23 protein-coding genes and 2 other annotated features are annotated in these 22,029 nt (G+C 43.8%); all 23 genes read left to right on the top strand.

Annotation, left to right across the window (positions count from 1 at the left end):
* Positions 1–83: 83 nt before the first annotated feature.
* The 23 genes from M4I42_RS06775 to rpsG all read left to right on the top strand — a co-directional run bounded on the left by M4I42_RS06775 (position 84) and on the right by rpsG (position 21,988).
* Positions 84–1,178: a PIN/TRAM domain-containing protein gene (locus M4I42_RS06775; RefSeq protein ID WP_268851453.1), complete on the top strand. Its 1,095-nt coding sequence runs from the start codon at positions 84–86 to the stop codon at positions 1,176–1,178.
* A 16-nt stretch (positions 1,179–1,194) separates the two neighbouring features.
* Entirely contained in the window at positions 1,195–1,866 is a 672-nt protein-coding gene (ispD, locus tag M4I42_RS06770; RefSeq protein WP_268851452.1) for a 2-C-methyl-D-erythritol 4-phosphate cytidylyltransferase, read from the top strand.
* Between the two features lie 17 nt (positions 1,867–1,883).
* Positions 1,884–2,360, top strand: a complete 477-nt coding sequence (gene ispF / locus M4I42_RS06765; protein ID WP_268851451.1) for a 2-C-methyl-D-erythritol 2,4-cyclodiphosphate synthase — start codon at positions 1,884–1,886, stop codon at positions 2,358–2,360.
* Between the two features lie 70 nt (positions 2,361–2,430).
* The gene (gene gltX / locus M4I42_RS06760; RefSeq protein WP_268851450.1) at positions 2,431–3,900 is read left to right on the top strand and encodes a glutamate--tRNA ligase; all 1,470 of its coding nucleotides are present in this window, start codon (positions 2,431–2,433) and stop codon (positions 3,898–3,900) included.
* Positions 3,896–4,121 (top strand) — a binding site (T-box leader). (Overlaps the previous gene by 5 nt.)
* Before the next feature lie 53 nt (positions 4,122–4,174).
* Positions 4,175–4,837 (top strand): serine O-acetyltransferase, encoded by a 663-nt coding sequence (gene cysE, locus M4I42_RS06755; protein WP_268851449.1) that lies wholly within the window; start codon positions 4,175–4,177, stop codon positions 4,835–4,837.
* The gene (cysS, locus tag M4I42_RS06750; RefSeq protein ID WP_268851448.1) at positions 4,818–6,215 is read left to right on the top strand and encodes a cysteine--tRNA ligase; all 1,398 of its coding nucleotides are present in this window, start codon (positions 4,818–4,820) and stop codon (positions 6,213–6,215) included. The genes cysE and cysS overlap by 20 nt, the downstream gene beginning before the upstream one ends.
* 7 nt (positions 6,216–6,222) lie before the next feature.
* On the top strand, positions 6,223–6,642 hold the full coding sequence (locus M4I42_RS06745; protein ID WP_268851447.1) for a Mini-ribonuclease 3: 420 nt from the start codon (positions 6,223–6,225) through the stop codon (positions 6,640–6,642).
* A 2-nt stretch (positions 6,643–6,644) separates the two neighbouring features.
* Positions 6,645–7,382: a 23S rRNA (guanosine(2251)-2'-O)-methyltransferase RlmB gene (gene rlmB, locus M4I42_RS06740; protein WP_268851446.1), complete on the top strand. Its 738-nt coding sequence runs from the start codon at positions 6,645–6,647 to the stop codon at positions 7,380–7,382.
* Between the two features lie 5 nt (positions 7,383–7,387).
* Positions 7,388–7,897, top strand: a complete 510-nt coding sequence (locus tag M4I42_RS06735; protein WP_268851445.1) for an NYN domain-containing protein — start codon at positions 7,388–7,390, stop codon at positions 7,895–7,897.
* A gap of 68 nt (positions 7,898–7,965) precedes the next feature.
* The gene (gene sigH, locus M4I42_RS06730; protein ID WP_268851444.1) at positions 7,966–8,616 is read left to right on the top strand and encodes an RNA polymerase sporulation sigma factor SigH; all 651 of its coding nucleotides are present in this window, start codon (positions 7,966–7,968) and stop codon (positions 8,614–8,616) included.
* Positions 8,617–8,688: 72 nt separating this feature from the next.
* Positions 8,689–8,838 (top strand): 50S ribosomal protein L33, encoded by a 150-nt coding sequence (rpmG, locus tag M4I42_RS06725; protein WP_268851443.1) that lies wholly within the window; start codon positions 8,689–8,691, stop codon positions 8,836–8,838.
* A 50-nt stretch (positions 8,839–8,888) separates the two neighbouring features.
* Positions 8,889–9,071: a preprotein translocase subunit SecE gene (gene secE / locus M4I42_RS06720; protein WP_268851442.1), complete on the top strand. Its 183-nt coding sequence runs from the start codon at positions 8,889–8,891 to the stop codon at positions 9,069–9,071.
* A 121-nt stretch (positions 9,072–9,192) separates the two neighbouring features.
* Positions 9,193–9,726, top strand: coding sequence for a transcription termination/antitermination protein NusG (nusG, locus tag M4I42_RS06715; protein ID WP_268851441.1), 534 nt, complete (start codon positions 9,193–9,195; stop codon positions 9,724–9,726).
* A gap of 301 nt (positions 9,727–10,027) precedes the next feature.
* Positions 10,028–10,453 (top strand): 50S ribosomal protein L11, encoded by a 426-nt coding sequence (gene rplK, locus M4I42_RS06710; protein ID WP_027410223.1) that lies wholly within the window; start codon positions 10,028–10,030, stop codon positions 10,451–10,453.
* A 111-nt stretch (positions 10,454–10,564) separates the two neighbouring features.
* Positions 10,565–11,266 (top strand): 50S ribosomal protein L1, encoded by a 702-nt coding sequence (gene rplA, locus M4I42_RS06705; protein WP_268851440.1) that lies wholly within the window; start codon positions 10,565–10,567, stop codon positions 11,264–11,266.
* 47 nt (positions 11,267–11,313) lie between these two features.
* Positions 11,314–11,463: a sequence feature (ribosomal protein L10 leader region), on the top strand.
* Between the two features lie 38 nt (positions 11,464–11,501).
* On the top strand, positions 11,502–12,002 hold the full coding sequence (rplJ, locus tag M4I42_RS06700; RefSeq protein ID WP_268851439.1) for a 50S ribosomal protein L10: 501 nt from the start codon (positions 11,502–11,504) through the stop codon (positions 12,000–12,002).
* 59 nt (positions 12,003–12,061) lie between these two features.
* Positions 12,062–12,430 (top strand): 50S ribosomal protein L7/L12, encoded by a 369-nt coding sequence (rplL, locus tag M4I42_RS06695; RefSeq protein WP_268851438.1) that lies wholly within the window; start codon positions 12,062–12,064, stop codon positions 12,428–12,430.
* 95 nt (positions 12,431–12,525) lie between these two features.
* On the top strand, positions 12,526–13,158 hold the full coding sequence (locus tag M4I42_RS06690; protein WP_268851437.1) for a class I SAM-dependent methyltransferase: 633 nt from the start codon (positions 12,526–12,528) through the stop codon (positions 13,156–13,158).
* 205 nt (positions 13,159–13,363) lie between these two features.
* Positions 13,364–16,921, top strand: a complete 3,558-nt coding sequence (rpoB, locus tag M4I42_RS06685; protein ID WP_268851436.1) for a DNA-directed RNA polymerase subunit beta — start codon at positions 13,364–13,366, stop codon at positions 16,919–16,921.
* 51 nt (positions 16,922–16,972) lie between these two features.
* Positions 16,973–20,575, top strand: coding sequence for a DNA-directed RNA polymerase subunit beta' (gene rpoC, locus M4I42_RS06680; RefSeq protein ID WP_268851435.1), 3,603 nt, complete (start codon positions 16,973–16,975; stop codon positions 20,573–20,575).
* Between the two features lie 122 nt (positions 20,576–20,697).
* Entirely contained in the window at positions 20,698–20,946 is a 249-nt protein-coding gene (locus tag M4I42_RS06675; protein ID WP_268851434.1) for a 50S ribosomal protein L7ae-like protein, read from the top strand.
* Positions 20,947–21,048: 102 nt separating this feature from the next.
* Positions 21,049–21,471 (top strand): 30S ribosomal protein S12, encoded by a 423-nt coding sequence (rpsL, locus tag M4I42_RS06670; protein WP_268851433.1) that lies wholly within the window; start codon positions 21,049–21,051, stop codon positions 21,469–21,471.
* 46 nt (positions 21,472–21,517) lie between these two features.
* Positions 21,518–21,988 carry a 30S ribosomal protein S7 gene (gene rpsG / locus M4I42_RS06665; RefSeq protein WP_183255689.1) on the top strand — a complete coding sequence of 157 codons (471 nt, stop codon included), beginning with the start codon at positions 21,518–21,520 and terminating at the stop codon, positions 21,986–21,988.
* Positions 21,989–22,029 lie beyond the last annotated feature (41 nt).

Here is a 22,029-nt window from a genome sequence, read left to right as displayed (position 1 = left end):
TTTTTTAAAAAGATTAAAAACTGTGTTATGATTGGTTTCAAACATTGGAAACTGTTTATAATGATAATAGAGGAGGTGAAAGAATGTTAAAAAGAATCGTTCAATTGTTTTTTTTAGTGATCGGAGGAACGCTTGGGATTATGTTTCTTCCTGATTTGCTTGCGTTAATGAAGGTGGAGCATCTTTCTATTTTAAATAATCCATATATGTTGGCGATTGTTGGGGCACTTATTTTCTTTATTATGACTTTTTGGGCTGTAGATTACGTTGTCGATGTCATTCGCTGGATGGAAGAATCGCTTGTGAAAGCGCCTGTGACAGATATTTTGTTCGGTAGTTTAGGCCTTATTTTTGGCCTGGTTGTTGCTTTTTTAGTCGTTATGCCGCTAAAGGCTTTTCAGTTTCAAGTGGTGAACACGGTGTTACCGGTCTTTTTAACGATTTTGCTCGGCTATTTAGGGTTTCAAGTAGGGTTTAAAAAACGGCATGAGCTAATGAGTTTATTTTCGATCTCTAATCGGATGGCGAAGAAAAAAGGAAACGAAGAAGAAAATGAAAGCCAAAAAGGCCGTGCCTTAAAAATTTTGGATACAAGTGTCATTATTGATGGACGGATTGCGGACATTTGCCAAACGGGCTTTTTAGAAGGGACAATTGTCATTCCGCGATTCGTATTAGAGGAGTTGCAGCATATTGCGGATTCTTCGGATGTATTGAAAAGAAACCGCGGCCGTCGAGGATTAGATATTTTAAATCGCATTCAAAAAGAATTGGAAATGAAAGTAGAAATTTATGAAGGCGATTTCGATGACATTCAAGAAGTGGACAGTAAATTAGTAAAGCTAGCAAAATTAACATCAGGCGTCGTTGTCACGAATGATTTTAATTTAAACAAAGTATGCGAACTGCAAAATGTGCGGGTGCTCAATATTAACGATTTAGCCAATGCCGTGAAACCAGTCGTTCTTCCGGGGGAAGAGCTAAATGTCCAAGTGATTAAAGACGGAAAAGAGCATAATCAAGGCGTGGCTTATTTAGACGACGGGACGATGATTGTCGTTGAGGACGGAAAAGAATATATCGGCAAACGTGTTGACGTACTCGTCACAAGCGTGTTACAAACATCTGCGGGGAGAATGATTTTTGCGAAATTAAAACTTCTTCAAAAGGCGCTATAGTTAAGGGGAATTTACGATGGTTTATCAAGTTGTTATTCCTGCGGCAGGGCAAGGAAAACGGATGAAAGCTGGCATCAACAAACAGCTGCTCGAACTTTGCGGCCAGCCAGTGATCATCCATACGTTAAAAGTGTTTGAACAAGACGGTTGGTGTCAAGGCATCATCATCGTTATTAACGAAGCGGAACGGGAACGATTTTACGAATTACTCGAAAAGTTTCAAATCAAAAAAGTGGTTTCCGTCGTCAGCGGTGGTGCAGAACGGCAGCATAGCGTTTACAATGGACTTAAAGCGGTAAGTAGCGAGCTTGTTTTGATCCATGATGGTGCCCGCCCATTCATTACGACTGAAAAAGTTCATGAATTAGTAAAAGAAGCAAACGAGCATGGCGCAGCGGTTCCCGCTGTGCCAATGAAAGACACCGTCAAACGCGTTCGGCAAGGATTTGTCGAGGAAACGGTGGATCGCTCTAGCTTGTGGGCGGTACAAACTCCACAAGCTTTTCGTGTTTCGCTTATTTTAAAAGCCCATGAACAAGCAAAACAGGAAGGCTATCTTGGCACGGACGATGCGAGTCTTGTGGAGCGCATGGGGAAAAAAGTTAAAATAATCGAAGGGGATTATCGCAATATTAAGCTAACGACCCCGGATGATTTATTATTTGCGGCAGCGATTTTATCGTCATAAGAAAGAAAGGTGACTATATGTTTCGAATTGGACAAGGGTTTGACGTTCATCAGTTCGTCGAAGGCCGTCCGTTGATCATCGGCGGCATTGAAATTCCGTACGAAAAAGGGTTGCTTGGCCATTCGGATGCAGACGTATTATTGCATGCGGTGGCAGATGCTTGTTTAGGCGCAATTGGTGCCGGCGATATCGGCAAACATTTTCCAGATACCGATCCACAATATAAAAACGCTGATTCGGCGTTGCTTCTACAACACGTATGGAATCTTGTCAAAAACGAAGGATATCAGCTCGTTAACGTTGATTGTACGATCATTGCACAAAAGCCGAAAATGGCGCCGTATATTGAAAGCATGAAAGAAACAATTGCGCGGTTATTAGAAGGAGATCCATCCCAAGTAAACGTGAAGGCGACGACGACGGAGCGGCTCGGATTTACTGGACGAGAAGAGGGGATTGCTGCTCAAGCAATCGTATTACTGCAAAAGCAATAATCGTTTTGAACTTTATAACCGAATCATTTAAAATAACAAGTACACAGTACAAATTGATGGAGGTTGTTGTATGTCGTATGAAGTAAGGGTGCGTTATGCGCCGAGCCCGACCGGCCATTTACATATCGGCGGCGCTCGCACAGCGCTGTTCAACTATTTGTTTGCCCGCCATCATAACGGGAAATTTATTGTTCGTATTGAAGATACAGATATTGAACGGAATGTAGAAGGCGGAGAACAATCTCAGCTGGAAAATTTAAAATGGCTTGGCATCGAATATGATGAATCGGTCGATAAAGATGGAGGATATGGACCGTACCGCCAAACAGAGCGGCTTGATATATATCGTCAATATACAAATGAATTGTTAGAAAAAGGATATGCGTATAAATGTTTTTGTACGCCGGAAGAGTTGGAGCAGGAGCGTGAGGCGCAAAAAGCAGCTGGCATCGCTGCGCCACAATATAGCGGAAAATGCCGTCATTTGACGCCGGAACAAATCAAGCAGCTTGAAGCGGAAGGAAAACCGTATACGATCCGCGTTAAAGTGCCAGAAGGAAAAGTGTATGAATTCGAAGACATGGTTCGCGGCCGCGTATCGTTTGAATCAAAAGATATTGGCGATTGGGTTATTGTGAAAGCGAACGGCATTCCGACTTATAACTTTGCGGTCGTCATTGACGATCACTTAATGAAAATTACGCATGTATTTCGCGGCGAAGAACATTTATCGAATACGCCGAAACAGCTGATGATTTATGAATATTTCGGTTGGGAAGCACCGCAGTACGCGCATTTGACGCTCATTGTAAATGAAAATCGAAAAAAATTATCGAAGCGCGATGAATCGATTATTCAATTTGTATCCCAGTATAAAGAACTCGGATATTTACCAGAGGCGATGTTTAACTTCTTTGCTTTATTAGGATGGTCACCAGAAGGGGAAGAAGAAATTTTCACAAAAGAGGAACTGATTCGGATTTTTGACGTTTCTCGTTTATCGAAATCGCCGTCGATGTTTGATAAACAAAAGTTGACATGGATGAATAATCAATATATTAAGAAGCTCGATTTAGATCGGCTTGTGGAATTATCCCTTCCTCATTTAGTAAAGGCAGGGCGCTTACCGGAGCAAATGAGCGAAGAACAAAAAGACTGGGCGCGTCATTTAATCGCGTTATATCAAGAACAAATGAGCTATGGCGCTGAAATTGTCGAGTTGTCAGAGTTGTTCTTTAAAGAAGAGATTGAGTATAATGAGGAAGCGAGAGAAGTGCTTTCTGAAGAACAAGTGCCGGAAGTGCTCCGTGCGTTTTTAGAAGAAATCAACCAGCTAGAATCATTTACAGCTGATGCGATTAAAGCGTCCATTAAATCTGTACAAAAAACAACGGGACAAAAAGGGAAAAAGCTATTTATGCCGATTCGTGTGGCAACAACGGGACAAACGCACGGTCCAGAATTGCCGTTAGCCATTCAATTGCTAGGCAAAGAAAAAGTCGTTCAACGGTTAGGCAAAGCGATTCATTCTATAAGTTAAAGCGTAGACGAGGAGAAGTAAAAAACATTGGCATGACAGAGAGAGTCACCTTGGCTGGAAGTGACTTATGTTCGATGTTTTTGAAATGCCCCTCGGAGCCTCCTTTCGAACCAGAGACGTTCTGTAGTAGAGTGGAGCGGATTCTCTTCCGTTATAAGAGTTGAGTGAGCTAACTTTTTCGTTGGCTAAACAGAGTGGAACCGCGCTTCGGCGTCTCTGTGTGAGGAGCACAGGGACGCTTTTTTATTATATTGAGAAACTGGAGGGAGGACCATTGTTTAAAACATTAAAAGAAGATATCGAAGTGATTTTTGAGCAAGACCCAGCGGCAAGAAGTTATTTGGAAGTCATTTTAACGTATTCTGGGCTGCATGCGATTTGGGCGCATCGAATTGCTCATGCGTTTTATAAACGGAAATTTTATTTTATCGCTAGACTGATTTCACAAATTAGCCGCTTTTTCACAGGCATCGAGATTCATCCAGGGGCAAAAATCGGCCGGCGTTTTTTTATCGACCACGGCATGGGGGTTGTCATTGGGGAAACGTGCGAAATTGGCGATAACGTGACCGTATATCAAGGAGTTACGTTAGGTGGAACAGGAAAAGAGAAAGGGAAGCGCCATCCGACGATTAAAGACAACTGTTTAATCGCTACCGGCGCGAAAGTGCTCGGCTCCATTACGGTTGGCGAGAACTCGAAAATCGGGGCAGGATCGGTCGTATTAAAAGATGTACCACCAAATTCGACCGTTGTCGGCATCCCTGGCAAAGTCGTTGTGCGCAACGGGGTAAAAGTAAAAGACTTAAACCATACCGATTTACCGGATCCGATTGCCGATCGACTAAAGGAATTGGAAGAAGAAATTGAAAAATTGCGGACGGAATTAAAAGAATTAAAAGAAAGGAAGACAAACCATGAGCATTCGGCTTTATAATACACTTACACGGAAAAAGGAAGTATTTGAACCGCTCGAACCGAATAAAGTCAAAATGTACGTATGCGGTCCGACCGTGTATAACTATATTCATATCGGAAACGCCCGCCCGGCTATCGTCTTTGATACGATCCGCCGCTATTTAGAATTTCGTGGCTATAACGTTCAATACGTCTCTAACTTTACGGATGTAGACGATAAGCTCATTAAGGCAGCACGGGAATTGGGCGAAGACGTTCCAACGATCGCCGAACGTTTTATTGCTGCGTATTTTGAAGATATTGCTGCTTTAGGATGCAAAAGAGCGAACGTTCATCCGCGCGTGACGGAAAATATTGACGTGATTATCGAATTTATTGAACAGCTCATCCAAAAAGGGTATGCATACGAAGTCGATGGCGATGTATATTACAAAACGAGAAATTTTGCAGAGTATGGGAAACTGTCGCATCAATCGATTGATGAACTGCGTGCCGGCGCGCGCATCGAAGTAGGCGAAAAAAAACAAGATCCGCTGGACTTCGCTTTATGGAAAGCGGCGAAAGAAGGGGAGATTGCTTGGGATAGTCCGTGGGGAAAAGGGCGGCCGGGCTGGCACATTGAATGCTCGGCGATGGCGCGCAAATATTTAGGCGATACGATTGATATTCATGCCGGCGGACAAGATTTGACGTTCCCGCATCACGAAAACGAAATTGCCCAGTCGGAAGCATTGACAGGAAGAACGTTTGCGAAATATTGGCTGCATAACGGTTATATTAACATTAATAACGAAAAAATGTCGAAATCGCTTGGCAACTTCGTGCTTGTGCATGATATCGTGAAACAAATTGATCCGCAAGTGTTGCGTTTCTTTATGCTTTCGGTGCATTACCGCCATCCGATTAACTATAGCGAAGAGCTATTAGAAAGCACAAAAAACGGATTAGAGCGGTTAAAAACCTCGTATTTCAATTTAAAACATCGCCTAGCAAGCAGCAGCAATTTAACCGATGATGATGAGCAATGGCTCAAGCAAATTAATGAATGCCGCAATGCCTTTATTCGAGAGATGGACGATGATTTCAATACGGCCAACGCCATTGCCGCGTTATTTGAACTATCGAAACAAGCCAATGTATATTTGCTTGAAAAGAACACATCAGAAACGGTAATTCACGCCTTTTTGCAGACGTTTGAACAATTGCTTGACGTATTAGGCATTTTTTTAAAAGAGGAACTTTTGCTTGATGAGGAAATTGAAGCGCTTATCCAAAAACGGAATGAAGCTCGGAAGAATCGCGATTTTGCGTTAGCGGACCAAATTCGCGAGGAATTAAAGGCGAAAAATATTATTTTAGAAGACACACCGCAAGGAACAAGATGGAAAAGAGGCTAAACGGACGATGAATTTCTTGCCGGAAATTAAAGACGTGAAGCAATTAAATGGCCTTGCTCTCGCCTATATCGGGGATGCCGTCTACGAACTGTATGTACGGCATCGCCTTCTTGCGAAAGGAAACGTCAAACCGAATCAGTTGCATCGACAAGCCATTCGCTATGTATCAGCGAAAGCACAGGCAAAAGTCGTTTTGGCATTGTTGGAGCAAGCGGTATTAACAGAGGAGGAGCAAGCGATCATTCGTCGCGGTCGCAATGCCAAGTCGGTGACGACTCCGAAAAATACAGATGTCCAAACATACCGATATAGCACGGCATTTGAAGCATTGATCGGCTATCATTTCCTGGGAAATAATGAAGAGCGAATGGAAGAACTCATCGCCTATTCGTTTGACATTGTCGAAAGTCAAGAAAGGAAGTTGTAACAATGGACCTTATTATCGGGAAAAATCCTGTCATGGAAGCATTAAAATCGGACAGAGAAGTCAATAAAATTTGGATTGCTGACGGATCGCAACGGGGAACGATGCAGTCGATTATTCAGTTGGCGAAACAACGAAATGTGCTTGTACAATACGTACCAAAACAAAAGCTTGACCAAATGACGAATGGAAATCATCAAGGAGTGGTGGCACAAGTAGCTGCTTATCACTATTACGACGTCGACGAATTATTTCGCCGTGCAGCGGAAAGAAACGAGCAACCTTTTCTCTTGTTGTTGGACGAGTTAGAAGATCCTCATAATTTAGGATCCATTATGAGAACAGCGGATGCAGTAGGTGCACACGGCATCATTATTCCGAAGCGCCGTTCGGTCGGTTTGACGCAAACGGTAGCTAAAGCTTCGACAGGGGCGATTGAGCATATTCCGGTTGCACGCGTCACCAACTTGGCGAGAACGATCGATGAGTTGAAAGAAAGAGGTGTGTGGATTGTTGGTACAGATCCGAAAGGTCAAGATGACTATCGCCAACTGGACGGAACGATGCCGCTAGCGCTTGTCATTGGTAGCGAAGGAAAAGGAATTGGTCGGTTGATGTTGGAGAAATGTGACTTTTTAATTAAACTGCCGATGCGAGGGCACGTCACTTCTTTAAACGCATCTGTTGCGGCGAGCTTATTAATGTATGAGGTGTATCGTAAACGATATCCTTTGGGAGAATAATTTCGATGGATATTTTAATTGTAGATGGTTACAACATTATTGGCGCTTGGCCGGAGCTGCGCAAGTTAAAAGAGCATGACTTGGCGTCAGCACGGGATTTATTAATCGCGAAAATGGCCGAGTATCAAGGGTTTACCGGCAATAAAGTCATTATCGTTTTCGATGCACACCTCGTACAAGGAATCGAGAAGAAGTATACGAACCACCAAGTCGATGTCATTTTTACAAGAGAACATGAAACCGCGGACGAACGAATCGAAAAATTAGCGAAACAATTGATTAATGTTCGCACAAAAGTTTATGTGGCGACATCTGATTACACCGAACAATGGACGATTTTTGGGCAAGGTGCATTGCGGAAATCCGCACGGGAACTGTTAGTGGAGATGGAGGCAATTGAGCGGAGCATTGCGAAAAAAGTCGAAAAAATTCATGAGCAGAAGCCGTTGTCCAGAATTCCTCTGACAGATGAAATCGCAAAAATTTTCGAAAAATGGAGAAGAGGCGAAAAATGAATGGTTGACGCTGTAAAAATTTGTGTTGTATAATAATTCTAGCGATTTGTGCGGTCGGGGGGATCGGCGTGGGCGAAGGCTTCAAAAGTAAGCACGACAGAAAATTGGAGCAGTTGGAAGATGAAGAGTTGGTTGAACGTGTTCATCAAGGGGACAGCGATGCTCTGGATTTTTTAATTCATAAGTATCAAAATTTCGTGCGGGCGAAAGCGCGTTCTTATTTTTTAGTAGGCGCAGATCGCGAGGATATCGTTCAAGAAGGAATGATTGGGCTATATAAAGCGATCCGTGATTTTAAAGAGGACAAGCTGACTTCGTTTAAGGCGTTTGCAGAATTGTGTATTACACGGCAAATGATTACCGCCATCAAAACGGCAACGAGGCAAAAGCATATCCCGCTCAACTCCTATGTTTCCCTTGACAAACCGATTTATGATGAGGAATCAGATCGGACATTAATGGACGTCATTTCGGGAGCGAAAGCAACCGATCCAGAAGAGCTTATTATTAACCGTGAAGAAGTAGATGATATCGAAGTCAAAATGGCCGAATTATTGAGCGATCTAGAACGAAAAGTTCTCGTGTTATATTTAGATGGCCGGTCGTACCAAGAAATTTCTGAAGAGCTCAACCGTCACGTCAAATCGATTGATAATGCTTTGCAGCGGGTCAAACGAAAGTTAGAGAAGTATTTAGAGCTTCGGGAGATCAGTTTGTAATATGAAGTCATTGACAGCGAAATATTGGTATGATAAATTTTTATGGACATCTTGTAGAACGGTGGGACAGCGATGCGCAAAAAAGTAGTACTAGCTTGCAGTCAATGCAACAGCCGCAATTACTCGACGATGAAAAATGTCGTTGCTACTCAAGAGCGCTTGGAGATGAAGAAATTTTGTAAAGTATGCAATGACCATACACTCCACCGTGAAACGAAGTAAAAACGGGAATAGAAAGTATAGGCAGCTCGAAGTAGTTGGAGGTTACTATCATGCAACGAGTCGTGAAATTTTTTAATGAAGTCGCACGGGAAATGAAACGGGTCAGTTGGCCAAAACGTAAAGAATTAGTGAACTATACGATTACAGTATTAGCCACTGTTGCGTTTATGACTGTCTTTTTCGCTGTTGTCGATCTAGGAATTTCTTCTTTAATTCGTTTTGTGCTTGAATAACGATCATTTTCGTATGGTATAATGAAAGAGAATAAGGTAGACGATCGAAAGCCCGGAAACGGGTTTTTGTTTTGTTTATAAAATGTTGTCTAGGGAGGGAAGGACGTTTAAGTCCCAGCTGATGGAGAAAAACTGGTATGTCATTCATACGTATTCAGGATATGAAAATAAAGTAAAAGCCAACTTGGAAAAAAGAGTGGAATCAATGGGGATGCAAGATAAAATTTTTCGAGTGGTTGTTCCGGAAGAAGAAGAAACGGATATGAAAAACGGAAAGAAAAAAGTAACGAAACGAAAAGTATTTCCAGGATATGTATTAGTCGAAATGATCATGACGGACGATTCGTGGTACGTCGTACGGAACACGCCAGGGGTTACAGGATTTGTCGGATCGAGCGGAGCAGGATCGAAGCCGACGCCGCTTCTTGAGGAAGAAGTTCACGTTATTTTAAAACGCATGGGCGTGTCGTTAACAGAGATTGACTTTGATTATGAATTGAAAGAAACGGTGCGAGTGAAAGAAGGACCGTTTACTAATTTCACAGGCACGATTGAAGAATTTGATATGGATAAACGGAAAGTGAAAGTTCATGTCAATATGTTCGGGCGCGAAACGCCGGTCGAACTAGACTTTTCCCAAATTGAAAAAATATAAGATGAAATAACTTGCAATCAAAAAGGAAAAGTGATACTATTTTATAGTCAGTATACCTCGTGATAGAGGCTGATATCATTCAACCGTTTATAAACCGATAAATACAATTTTCTATTCACGTAGCAATGAACTTATACGCTATGGAAGCGTCATGAGGGAGCTTTCGGAATAGAGAAGCGTTCTCCTATGCCGAAATTAGGAGAAAACAGGGGGAGGTTACGCCCTTGCATTTGCTCGTAACCTAATCGAGTGGGAGGGGAAATCCCTAATACCACATCACGGACTTAAGGAGGTGTGTCTCGTGGCTAAAAAAGTAATCAAAGTCGTGAAGCTACAAATCCCTGCAGGTAAAGCGAACCCGGCACCACCAGTTGGTCCAGCGTTAGGTCAAGCTGGTGTTAACATTATGGGATTCTGTAAAGAATTCAATGCTCGTACAGCTGACCAAGCAGGTTTGATCATTCCTGTTGAAATTACGGTATACGAGGACCGTTCATTTACATTCATTACGAAAACTCCGCCTGCTGCTGTATTACTTAAAAAAGCAGCTGGTATCGAGTCAGGTTCCGGCGAACCAAACCGTAATAAAGTAGCGACAATCAAACGCGACAAAGTGCGTGAGATTGCTGAGACGAAAATGCCAGACTTAAATGCAGCGAGCATTGAAGCTGCAATGCGCATGGTTGAAGGTACAGCCCGCAGCATGGGCATTGTTATCGAAGACTAATGTGACAATAAGCTGGCTAGGGAAGGTTGCGACTACAAGGATTTGTTCCTTTTCGCAACCTTTATTCGTGGGAGGTTATTCCGCTAAAACCACAATGAGGAGGAAATTCAAATGGCTAAAAGAGGAAAAAAATATGTAGAAGCGGCGAAATTAGTAGACCGCTTTAAAGCGTACTCTGTCACAGAAGCAATCGAGCTTGTAAAGAAAACAAGCATCGCGAAATTTGATGCAACGGTTGAAGTTGCGTTCCGCTTAGGAGTAGATCCGAAGAAAGCAGACCAACAAATCCGTGGTGCTGTTGTATTGCCGCACGGTACAGGTAAAGTACAACGTGTGCTCGTATTTGCAAAAGGCGAAAAAGCGAAAGAAGCAGAAGCTGCAGGCGCTGATTATGTTGGCGATACGGATTACATCAATAAAATCCAACAAGGTTGGTTTGATTTTGATGTCATCGTTGCTACTCCGGACATGATGGGTGAGGTAGGTAAATTAGGTCGTATTTTAGGTCCTAAAGGCTTAATGCCAAACCCGAAAACAGGTACAGTTACGTTTGACGTAGCAAAAGCTGTAAAAGAAATCAAAGCTGGTAAAGTGGAATACCGCGTTGATAAGGCAGGTAACATCCACGTTCCAATCGGAAAAATTTCATTTGACAGCGAAAAGCTTGTTGACAACTTCACAACGATTTACGAAACAATCTTAAAAGTAAAACCAGCTGCAGCGAAAGGTACGTACGTGAAAAACGTAACGGTTACTTCGACAATGGGACCTGGAATTAAAGTAGATCCTTCAACATTTGCTGTAGCACGATAAACGGTTGACTTTTTAAGTTCCGTTTAGTATGATATACATTGTTTGAAAAACGAATATCATTTGTACCGTAGACAGTAGGTGCTCCTAAAGAGCTTAATTTCCTACCGAGGTGTTACTGAAATAGAAAAAGTGCCGTATATAGGCGCTTTTAAGGTACCTCCATGTCTACGTTGGCATGGAGGTTTTTTGCGGTATAAGTGGTGTCGGATTTTTATGATCTACAGGAGGTGTAAGGATGAGCAGCGCAATCGAACTCAAAAAGCAAGTGGTAGCGGAAATTGCTGATAAATTCCGCGCAAGCAAATCGACAATCATCGTAGACTATCGCGGTCTAAACGTGGCGGAAGTAACAGAGCTCCGCAAACAGCTTCGTGAAGCAGGCATCGAGTTCAAAGTGTACAAAAACACGTTAACTCGCCGTGCGCTTGCAGAAGTTGGGTTAGAAGGATTAGACGAAGTGCTTACAGGACCAAATGCGATCGCGTTCAGCAACGATGATGTGGTTGCGCCTGCGAAAATTTTAAATGACTTCGCAAAAACGCACGAAGCATTAGAAATTAAAGCAGGTGTCATCGAAGGAAACGTTGCGACGGTCGAGGAAGTAAAAGCACTTGCAAACCTTCCTTCTCGCGAAGGCTTGCTTTCTATGTTGCTTAGCGTTCTTCAAGCACCAATCCGCAACTTCGCGCTTGTTACAAAAGCAGTTGCTGAGAAGAAAGAAGAACAAGGTGCATAAAGCGTCTGGATTTTAACTTTCACTACAATGGAAAATCATATTAAGGGAGGAATATTACAATGACTAAAGAACAAATCATTGAAGCGGTTAAGAATATGACTGTTTTAGAATTAAACGACTTAGTAAAAGCAATTGAAGAAGAGTTCGGTGTAACTGCTGCTGCTCCTGTAGTAGTTGCTGGCGGTGCTGCTGCTGGCGGCGAAGCTGTTGCGGAAAAAACAGAATTCGATGTTATCCTTACAGATGGCGGCGCACAAAAAATCAAAGTTATCAAAGTTGTGCGTGAACTTACTGGCCTCGGCTTAAAAGAAGCAAAAGATTTAGTAGACAACACTCCAAAGCCAGTTAAAGAAGGCGTTTCTAAAGAAGAAGCTGAAGAAATCAAAGCTAAACTTGAAGAAGCTGGCGCTAGCGTAGAAGTGAAGTAATCTCGCCTAGACGAAAAAAGCTCGCTAATTATAGCGGGCTTTTTTACTATTATTGAAAATTGGGTACGATGATAAAAAAGGAAAGGGTGATGTCATTGAGTGAACATTATTATTCCAAAACGCCTTCTTCTTCACATAACCCGCAAACATGGAACTTTACATTAAGAGGAAATGAACTGACGTTTACAACCGACAACGGTGTTTTTTCTAAGCGAGAAGTTGATTTCGGTTCACGGCTATTAATCGAAACATTTGCAGAGCCAGCGATCGATGGCGCTATTTTAGATGTCGGTTGCGGCTACGGGCCGATTGGGTTGGCAGTGGCTAAGTCGTTTCCGAACCGTCAAGTGGAAATGATCGATATTAACGAACGAGCAATTGAATTAGCGAACAAAAATAAACAAATCAACCGGATCAGTAACGCGGTTGTTTATGAAAGTGATTTATTTGGAAACGTAGGAGATAAAACGTTCGCTGCGATTTTAACGAATCCACCGATTCGCGCGGGGAAAAAGATCGTTTATTCGATTTTTGAACAAAGTGTGCACCACCTTCTTCCACAAGGGGAATTGTGGGTCGTCATCCAAAAGAAGCAAGGGGCGCCGTCTGCGTTGGAAAAACTGCAATCATTGTTTACAGACGTAGAAGTGGTGGCAAAGAAAAAAGGGTATTATATCATAAAGGCAAAAAAAGATGGACAGTTTTTTTTACCTATGATAGCATTATAAAATGCCAAATATGTAACCTTATTCGGTTATTCGATGTATAATTTTATTTTCGATGGGAAAAATTATAAAATCAATAAATAGGTGAAAATGTGGTTTTCTTATTATAGAAACCATTTTTCTTTTGTCTGATAGTAAGGCAAATATTTCTTGTTTAGAAAAGCTGCCTTCTATTTTCATCAATGCTTGAATTTGAGGGGTGAATCAGTTGACAGGTCAACTAGTTCAATATGGACGACACCGCCAACGAAGAAGTTACGCGCGTATCAGTGAAGTACTCGAGTTACCAAACCTTATCGAAATTCAGACCTCCTCTTACCAATGGTTTCTTGATGAAGGTCTGAGAGAAATGTTCAAAGAAATTTCTCCGATCGAAGACTTTTCCGGAAATCTTTCCCTTGAATTTGTTGATTATAGTCTGGGGGAACCGAAATATTCGGTGGAAGAATCAAAAGAACGCGATGTGACATATGCAGCACCGCTTCGCGTGAAAGTACGCCTAATTAATAAAGAAACAGGCGAAGTGAAAGAACAAGATGTATTCATGGGAGACTTCCCTCTCATGACGGAAACGGGGACGTTCATCATCAACGGTGCAGAACGTGTCATTGTTTCTCAGCTTGTCCGCTCCCCGAGCGTATATTATAGCGGAAAAATAGATAAAAACGGGAAACGTGGATTTTCCGCGACTGTCATTCCGAACCGCGGCGCATGGCTAGAGTATGAAACGGATGCGAAAGATGTTGTATACGTTCGCATTGACCGCACCCGCAAATTGCCTGTTACCGTCCTTTTACGTGCGCTTGGATTCGGCTCTGACCAAGAAATTATTGATGTAATCGGTGAAAACGAATATCTTCGCAACACGTTAGAAAAAGACAATACAGAAAGCACAGAAAAAGCGTTGCTTGAAATTTACGAACGCTTGCGTCCGGGCGAGCCACCGACAGTGGAAAACGCCAAAAGTTTGTTGATTTCTCGTTTCTTTGATCCGAAACGTTATGATTTAGCAAGCGTAGGACGTTATAAAATTAACAAAAAACTCCACATTAAAAATCGACTTTTCAATCAACGTCTTGCAGAAACGCTCGTCCACCCTGAAACAGGCGAAATTATTGCCGAAAAGGGAGCGCTGATTGATCGCCGGACGTTAGACCGGATTTTGCCTTATTTAGAAAACGGCATTGGCTTTCGTACATATAAGCCTGCCGGTGGTGTAATAGATGAAGAGTTTACGTTGCAATCGATTAAAATTTATGCGCCGAATGATCCGGAAGGCGAGCAAGTGATCCATGTCATTGGCAACGGATACATTGCGGAAGACGTCAAACACATTACACCGAGCGATATCATCGCCTCGATCAGCTACTTCTTTAACCTTCTTCACGGAGTAGGCGATACAGATGATATCGACCATCTAGGCAACCGTCGCCTTCGTTCGGTCGGCGAGTTGTTGCAAAACCAATTCCGCATCGGTTTATCGCGCATGGAACGCGTTGTTCGTGAGCGCATGTCGATTCAAGATACGAATACGATCACACCACAACAGTTGATTAATATTCGACCGGTGATCGCGGCAATTAAAGAGTTTTTCGGAAGCTCTCAGCTTTCGCAGTTTATGGACCAAACGAACCCGCTTGCAGAATTAACGCATAAACGTCGTCTTTCTGCGCTAGGACCAGGCGGTTTGACTCGCGAACGCGCGGGCTTTGAAGTTCGTGACGTTCACTATTCTCATTATGGACGCATGTGTCCGATTGAAACGCCGGAAGGTCCGAACATCGGGTTAATTAACTCGCTTTCGACATATGCGAAAGTAAACAAATTTGGATTTATTGAAACACCGTACCGTCGCGTCGATCCTGAAACGGGAAAAGTGACAAACCGCATTGACTATTTAACGGCAGATGAAGAAGACAATTACGTGGTTGCACAAGCAAACGCACGAATTGCGGAAGATGGCACGTTCTTGGATGAAGATATTGTGGCGCGTTTCCGCGGAGAAAACATCGTCGTAAAACGCGACCGCGTCGACTATATGGACGTATCGCCAAAACAAGTCGTATCAGCGGCGACTGCGTGCATCCCATTCTTAGAAAACGACGACTCGAACCGCGCGCTCATGGGAGCGAACATGCAGCGCCAAGCTGTTCCGTTATTGCAACCAGAAGCGCCGATTGTCGGAACAGGAATGGAATATGTGTCGGCGAAAGACTCTGGAGCAGCAGTCATTTGCAAGCATCGCGGAATTGTCGAGCGGGTGGAAGCGAAAGAAATTTGGGTTCGCCGCTTAATTGAAGTCGATGGCAAAGAAGTAAAAGGCGATCTTGATAAATACCGCCTCCTGAAATTCGTTCGCTCTAACCAAGGAACGTGTTACAACCAACGCCCGATCGTGAAAAAAGGCGATATCGTGGAAAAAGGTGAAATTCTTGCGGACGGTCCTTCCATGGAAAAAGGCGAACTCGCACTCGGCCGTAATGTGCTTGTTGCCTTCATGACATGGGACGGCTACAACTACGAAGATGCCATTATTATGAGCGAGCGTCTTGTCAAAGACGATGTTTACACATCGATTCATATTGAAGAATACGAATCTGAATCACGCGACACAAAACTTGGACCAGAAGAAATTACACGTGATATCCCGAACGTTGGGGAAGACGCACTACGCAACTTGGACGAACGTGGAATTGTGCGCATCGGTGCGGAAGTGAAAGACGGCGACTTGCTTGTCGGCAAAGTAACACCGAAAGGAGTCACGGAGCTAACGGCAGAAGAGCGTCTATTGCATGCAATCTTTGGTGAAAAAGCTCGCGAAGTGCGGGATACGTCGCTTCGTGTACCGCACGGTGGCGGCGGAATCGTGTTGGATGTAAAAGTCTTTAACCGTGAGGACGGAGATGAGCTTCCTCCTGGCGTGAACCAACTTGTGCGTGTATACATCGTGCAAAAGCGGAAAATTTCCGAAGGCGATAAAATGGCTGGTCGCCACGGGAATAAAGGGGTTATCTCAAGAATCCTTCCGGAAGAAGATATGCCGTTCTTGCCAGATGGTACGCCAGTTGATATCATGTTAAACCCATTAGGCGTTCCGTCGCGGATGAACATCGGACAGGTGCTCGAGCTGCACCTTGGTATGGCAGCGAAGAAGCTTGGCCTTCATGTCGCTTCTCCGGTATTCGATGGCGCTCGTGAAGAAGATGTATGGGCAATTTTAGAAGAAGCTGGGATGGCTCGTGATGCCAAAACCGTTCTATACGACGGTCGGACAGGTGAGCCGTTTGATAACCGTGTATCGGTCGGGATTATGTATATGATCAAACTGGCGCACATGGTAGACGATAAACTTCATGCTCGTTCGACAGGACCGTACTCACTTGTGACGCAACAGCCGCTTGGCGGTAAAGCGCAATTCGGTGGTCAGCGTTTCGGTGAGATGGAGGTATGGGCGCTCGAAGCATACGGCGCAGCATATACATTGCAAGAAATTTTGACCGTCAAATCAGACGACGTCGTCGGTCGTGTGAAAACATACGAAGCGATTGTCAAAGGCGAAAATGTTCCAGAACCTGGAGTTCCGGAATCATTTAAAGTATTGATTAAAGAGCTGCAAAGCTTAGGGATGGATGTCACGATTCTTTCTAGCGACGAGAAAGAAATTAGCATGGAAAACTTCGATGACGATGACGATGTGCAATCAGCTGATGCAATGACAGTTGGCATCGTATCAGAAAAAGAAGAAGAAGCGGTAACAAAAGAATAAGCGATAAGGCAATAAGGGTAAAACCTGGAGATTGAGAGGGAGGTAGGCCCCTTGCTAGATGTAAATAATTTTGAGTATATGAAAATCGGTCTTGCTTCACCAGAAAAAATCCGTTCGTGGTCGTATGGTGAAGTGAAGAAACCGGAAACGATCAACTATCGTACATTAAAACCGGAAAAAGACGGATTGTTCTGCGAGCGCATTTTCGGTCCGACAAAAGACTGGGAATGCCATTGCGGAAAATATAAGCGCGTACGTTATAAAGGTGTCGTTTGCGACCGCTGTGGCGTGGAAGTGACCCGCGCTAAAGTGCGTCGCGAACGCATGGGTCATATTGAACTAGCTGCTCCTGTTTCACATATATGGTACTTTAAAGGAATTCCAAGCCGCATGGGACTTGTTTTAGACATGTCCCCGCGCGCTTTGGAAGAAGTCATTTATTTTGCTTCGTACGTGGTGACAGAGCCGGGAGATACGCCGCTTGAGAAAAAGCAGCTCCTTTCTGAAAAAGAGTACCGGGCTTATCGCGAAAAATACGGCAACTCCTTCCAAGCATCGATGGGAGCAGAAGCGATAAAAAAACTTCTACAAGATATCGACTTGGAAAAAGAAGTAGAAGCGTTAAAAGAAGAATTAAAAACGGCGCAAGGACAACGTCGTGCGCGGGCAATTAAACGGCTAGAAGTGCTTGAAGCGTTCCGTAATTCAGGCAATGATCCTGCATGGATGGTATTGGATGTTCTTCCGGTTATTCCACCGGAATTGCGTCCGATGGTCCAACTAGACGGCGGCCGGTTTGCGACATCGGATTTAAACGATTTGTACCGTCGCGTCATTAACCGAAACAATCGTTTAAAGCGTTTGTTAGATCTCGGTGCACCAAACATTATCGTGCAAAATGAAAAGCGGATGCTTCAAGAAGCGGTGGATGCGTTAATTGATAACGGTCGTCGCGGCCGTCCGGTAACGGGCCCAGGCAACCGCCCATTAAAATCGTTATCGCATATGCTAAAAGGTAAGCAAGGCCGTTTCCGTCAAAACTTGCTCGGAAAACGCGTGGACTACTCTGGCCGTTCGGTAATCGTCGTCGGTCCGAACTTAAAAATGTATCAATGTGGATTGCCGAAAGAAATGGCGCTTGAGCTGTTCAAGCCATTCGTCATGAAAGAGCTAGTGGAACGTGGGTTAGCGCACAATATTAAAAGCGCGAAACGGAAAATTGAGCGCGTGCATCCGGAAGTATGGGACGTATTAGAATCGGTCATTAAAGAACATCCGGTGCTTCTAAACCGCGCCCCAACATTGCATAGACTTGGAATTCAAGCATTCGAACCGACGCTTGTTGAAGGTCGTGCGATTCGCCTGCATCCACTTGTATGTACGGCGTACAACGCTGACTTTGACGGTGACCAGATGGCGGTGCACGTTCCGTTATCGGCGGAAGCGCAAGCAGAAGCTCGGTTATTGATGCTTGCGGCGCAAAACATTTTGAACCCGAAAGACGGCAAACCAGTTGTTACTCCTTCGCAAGACATGGTATTAGGAAACTACTACTTGACAATGGAACGCGAAGGGGCAATTGGCGAGGGAATGATTTTCAAAGATACGGATGAAGCGCTGCTTGCTTACCATAGCGGCTACGTCCATCTCCATACTCGGATTGCGATCCATGCCGGTTCGTTGAAAAACGAAACATTTACAGAAGAACAAAACAACAAATTGCTCATTACAACTGTTGGAAAATTGATTTTTAACGAAATTTTACCGAAATCATTCCCGTACATTAACGAACCGACGCAAGAAAATATTGAAGAAAGAACACCGGATAAATATTTCCTTGATAAAGGCGTAAACGTCAAAGAAGAAATTCGCAAGCGTGAACTTGTTCCGCCGTTCAAAAAGAAAGTGCTTGGAAATATTATCGCGGAAGTGTTCAAGCGTTTCAAAATTACGGAAACATCGAAAATGCTTGATCGCATGAAAGATCTTGGCTTTAAGTATTCGACAAAAGCTGGTATTACGATCGGTGTAGCTGATATCGTCGTCTTGCCAGAAAAACAAGAAATTTTACAAGAAGCGCAAACGAAAGTCGATACGGTCTTAAAGCAGTTTAGACGCGGTTTAATTACCGACGAAGAACGTTATGAGCGCGTCATTTCGATCTGGAGCGCTGCGAAAGATAAAATCCAAAGCAAATTGATGGAATCGTTAGATAAGCGCAACCCGATCTTTATGATGAGCGACTCTGGTGCCCGCGGTAACGCTTCGAACTTTACGCAGCTTGCCGGCATGCGCGGTTTGATGGCGAACCCAGCCGGACGAATTATCGAGTTGCCAATCAAATCGTCGTTCCGTGAAGGGTTGACAGTATTGGAGTACTTCATTTCTACGCACGGTGCGCGTAAAGGGCTAGCAGACACGGCGTTGAAAACAGCAGACTCTGGATACTTAACGCGCCGTCTTGTCGATGTTGCTCAAGACGTGATCGTTCGTGAAGATGATTGCGGTACAGACCGCGGCATGCTTGTTAGAGCGCTGACGGATGGAACAGAAGTCATTGTAAAGCTAGAAGAACGCCTAATCGGCCGTTATGCAAGAAAGACGGTAAAACACCCGGAAACAGGCGAAGTTATCGTTCGCGAAAACGAAATGATTACAGAAGATATCGCCAATGCAATTATTAAAGCAGGCATTGACAAAGTATGGATTCGCTCTGCGTTTACATGTAACACACGTCACGGCGTATGTAAAAAATGTTACGGACGCAACCTTGCGACCGGCGCGGAAGTGGAAGTGGGCGAAGCAGTCGGAATTATCGCTGCGCAGTCGATCGGTGAACCGGGTACGCAGTTGACGATGCGTACATTCCATACAGGCGGGGTAGCCGGAGACGATATTACCCAAGGTTTGCCGCGTGTTCAAGAGTTGTTTGAAGCGCGCAATCCGAAAGGTCAAGCCGTCATTTCCGAAATTGACGGGGTTGTCGTTTCCATTAACGAAACACGCGACCGTCAGCAAGAAATCGTTGTGAAGGGCGAAGTGGAAACTCGCACGTATACGGCTCCGTATAACGCAAGACTAAAAGTTCAAGAAGGCCAACATGTCGAACGCGGTCAAGAGTTGACAGAAGGTTCGATCGACCCGAAAGAACTGCTCAAAATAAAAGACATTACAGCGGTGCAGGAATACTTGTTGCGTGAAGTGCAAAAAGTATACCGGATGCAAGGGGTAGAAATTAGCGATAAGCACATTGAAGTAATGGTTCGTCAAATGCTTCGCAAAGTTCGCGTCATCGATGCTGGGGATACGGACGTGCTTCCGGGGACATTGTTGGATGTTCATCAGTTTACCGATGCGAATGCCAAAGTGTTGCTAGAAGGAAAACGTCCAGCGACAGCCCGTCCAGTACTGCTTGGAATCACGAAAGCATCGCTTGAAACGGATTCGTTCTTGTCTGCTGCTTCGTTCCAAGAAACGACACGCGTCTTGACCGATGCGGCGATTAAAGGAAAACGTGACGAATTGCTTGGCTTAAAAGAAAACGTCATTATCGGTAAGCTCGTCCCTGCAGGAACGGGAATGGCGCGCTATCGGAAAATCAAGCCGGTCGCGAAAAAGCAAGCAAATGAGCAAATGACAACATCCAATAAATAAACACTACGTTACCGGCAAGCAAAAACTTGCCGGTAACAAATTTAACAGTTGACAATGCCATAAGAAAATGTTAATGTAATAAAGGTGTTCCAAAAACCTGGTACTTTGGAGGATATTTTAAGATGTCTTATGAAAAAGTATTACAGGCGCAACAATTTGTAGTCGGAACCAAGCAAACAGTGCGTGCTCTGAGAGAAGGAAACGTACGGGAAGTGATTGTAGCCGAAGATGCCGACCCGGCAATTATCAATAAAATTATCGAAGCGGCAAAAGAGGCGAACGTTCCTATTACGAAAGTAGACTCGATGAAAAAACTTGGGAAAGCGTGCAAAATCCAAGTGGGAGCGGCAGCTGTTGCGATCATTCGTTAAAACTGTTTTTGTGGGTTTACTACAAAAACTTTGTTTTTGCATAAATTATGAGCCACCTGGATGTGTGGGCTTGAACTTATGTGTGAAGGGAGGAAATTTATCATGCCTACAATTAATCAGCTAGTACGCAAAGGCCGTACGAAAAAAGTAGTAAAATCTAAATCCCCTGCTTTAAATAAAGGGTACAACAGCTTCAAAAAAGTACAAACAAACGTTGCGTCTCCACAAAAACGCGGTGTATGTACACGTGTAGGAACAATGACACCGAAGAAGCCAAACTCAGCGCTTCGTAAATATGCTCGTGTACGCTTGTCAAACGGTATCGAGGTAACAGCATACATTCCTGGTATCGGCCACAACTTACAAGAGCACAGCGTTGTATTAATTCGTGGTGGACGTGTAAAAGACTTGCCAGGGGTACGCTATCACATCGTTCGTGGGGCGCTTGACACTGCTGGTGTAGCGAACCGTATGCAAGGTCGCTCGAAGTACGGTGCGAAGAGACCAAAAGCGCCTAAAAAATAATTAATCGTTAAAAATTAGGATTTTTTTCTTGAAGGGAGGAAAAACTATGCCACGTAAAGGTCCGGTTCCAAAAAGAGATGTGTTACCAGATCCGATTTACAACTCTAAACTTGTAACACGTTTGATCAACAAAATTATGATCGACGGCAAAAAAGGAAAAGCGCAAAAAATTCTTTACACAGCATTTGATATTATCCGTGAACGCACTGGCAAAGATCCAATGGAAGTATTCGAGCAAGCATTGAAAAATGTTATGCCTGTTCTTGAGGTGCGCGCTCGCCGTGTAGGTGGTGCGAACTACCAAGTGCCGGTGGAAGTTCGTCCAGATCGCCGTACAACATTAGGTCTTCGCTGGTTAGTCAACTACGCTCGTCTTCGTGGAGAAAAAACGATGGAAGAGCGTTTAGCGAATGAAATTTTAGATGCGGCAAACAATACAGGTGCAGCAGTGAAAAAACGCGAAGATACGCACAAAATGGCGGAGGCAAACAAAGCGTTTGCTCACTATCGTTGGTAATCATTTTTTCACAATGAAGCTATTCTTTTTTATTGTATAAT

Source organism: Anoxybacillus sp. J5B_2022 (genome assembly GCF_026847645.1).
Lineage (GTDB): Bacteria > Bacillota > Bacilli > Bacillales > Anoxybacillaceae > Anoxybacteroides.
Note: the sequence above shows the minus strand (reverse complement) of the source record. Positions and strands in the feature narration are given on the sequence as shown.

Bases quoted from the DNA above. Each gene is read 5' to 3' on its own strand.
- nusG (WP_268851441.1), top strand. From the start codon at position 9,193: ATGGAGAAAAACTGGTATGTCATTCATACGTATTCAGGATATGAAAAT.
- ispF (WP_268851451.1), top strand. From the start codon at position 1,884: ATGTTTCGAATTGGACAAGGGTTTGACGTTCATCAGTTCGTCGAAGGC.
- rpsL (WP_268851433.1), top strand. From the start codon at position 21,049: ATGCCTACAATTAATCAGCTAGTACGCAAAGGCCGTACGAAAAAAGTA.
- M4I42_RS06775 (WP_268851453.1), top strand. From the start codon at position 84: ATGTTAAAAAGAATCGTTCAATTGTTTTTTTTAGTGATCGGAGGAACG.
- cysS (WP_268851448.1), top strand. From the start codon at position 4,818: ATGAGCATTCGGCTTTATAATACACTTACACGGAAAAAGGAAGTATTT.
- rplA (WP_268851440.1), top strand. From the start codon at position 10,565: ATGGCTAAAAGAGGAAAAAAATATGTAGAAGCGGCGAAATTAGTAGAC.
- ispD (WP_268851452.1), top strand. From the start codon at position 1,195: ATGGTTTATCAAGTTGTTATTCCTGCGGCAGGGCAAGGAAAACGGATG.
- M4I42_RS06675 (WP_268851434.1), top strand. From the start codon at position 20,698: ATGTCTTATGAAAAAGTATTACAGGCGCAACAATTTGTAGTCGGAACC.
- secE (WP_268851442.1), top strand. From the start codon at position 8,889: ATGCAACGAGTCGTGAAATTTTTTAATGAAGTCGCACGGGAAATGAAA.
- gltX (WP_268851450.1), top strand. From the start codon at position 2,431: ATGTCGTATGAAGTAAGGGTGCGTTATGCGCCGAGCCCGACCGGCCAT.
- rpmG (WP_268851443.1), top strand. From the start codon at position 8,689: ATGCGCAAAAAAGTAGTACTAGCTTGCAGTCAATGCAACAGCCGCAAT.
- M4I42_RS06735 (WP_268851445.1), top strand. From the start codon at position 7,388: ATGGATATTTTAATTGTAGATGGTTACAACATTATTGGCGCTTGGCCG.
- rlmB (WP_268851446.1), top strand. From the start codon at position 6,645: ATGGACCTTATTATCGGGAAAAATCCTGTCATGGAAGCATTAAAATCG.
- rplL (WP_268851438.1), top strand. From the start codon at position 12,062: ATGACTAAAGAACAAATCATTGAAGCGGTTAAGAATATGACTGTTTTA.
- rpsG (WP_183255689.1), top strand. From the start codon at position 21,518: ATGCCACGTAAAGGTCCGGTTCCAAAAAGAGATGTGTTACCAGATCCG.
- M4I42_RS06745 (WP_268851447.1), top strand. From the start codon at position 6,223: ATGAATTTCTTGCCGGAAATTAAAGACGTGAAGCAATTAAATGGCCTT.
- rplJ (WP_268851439.1), top strand. From the start codon at position 11,502: ATGAGCAGCGCAATCGAACTCAAAAAGCAAGTGGTAGCGGAAATTGCT.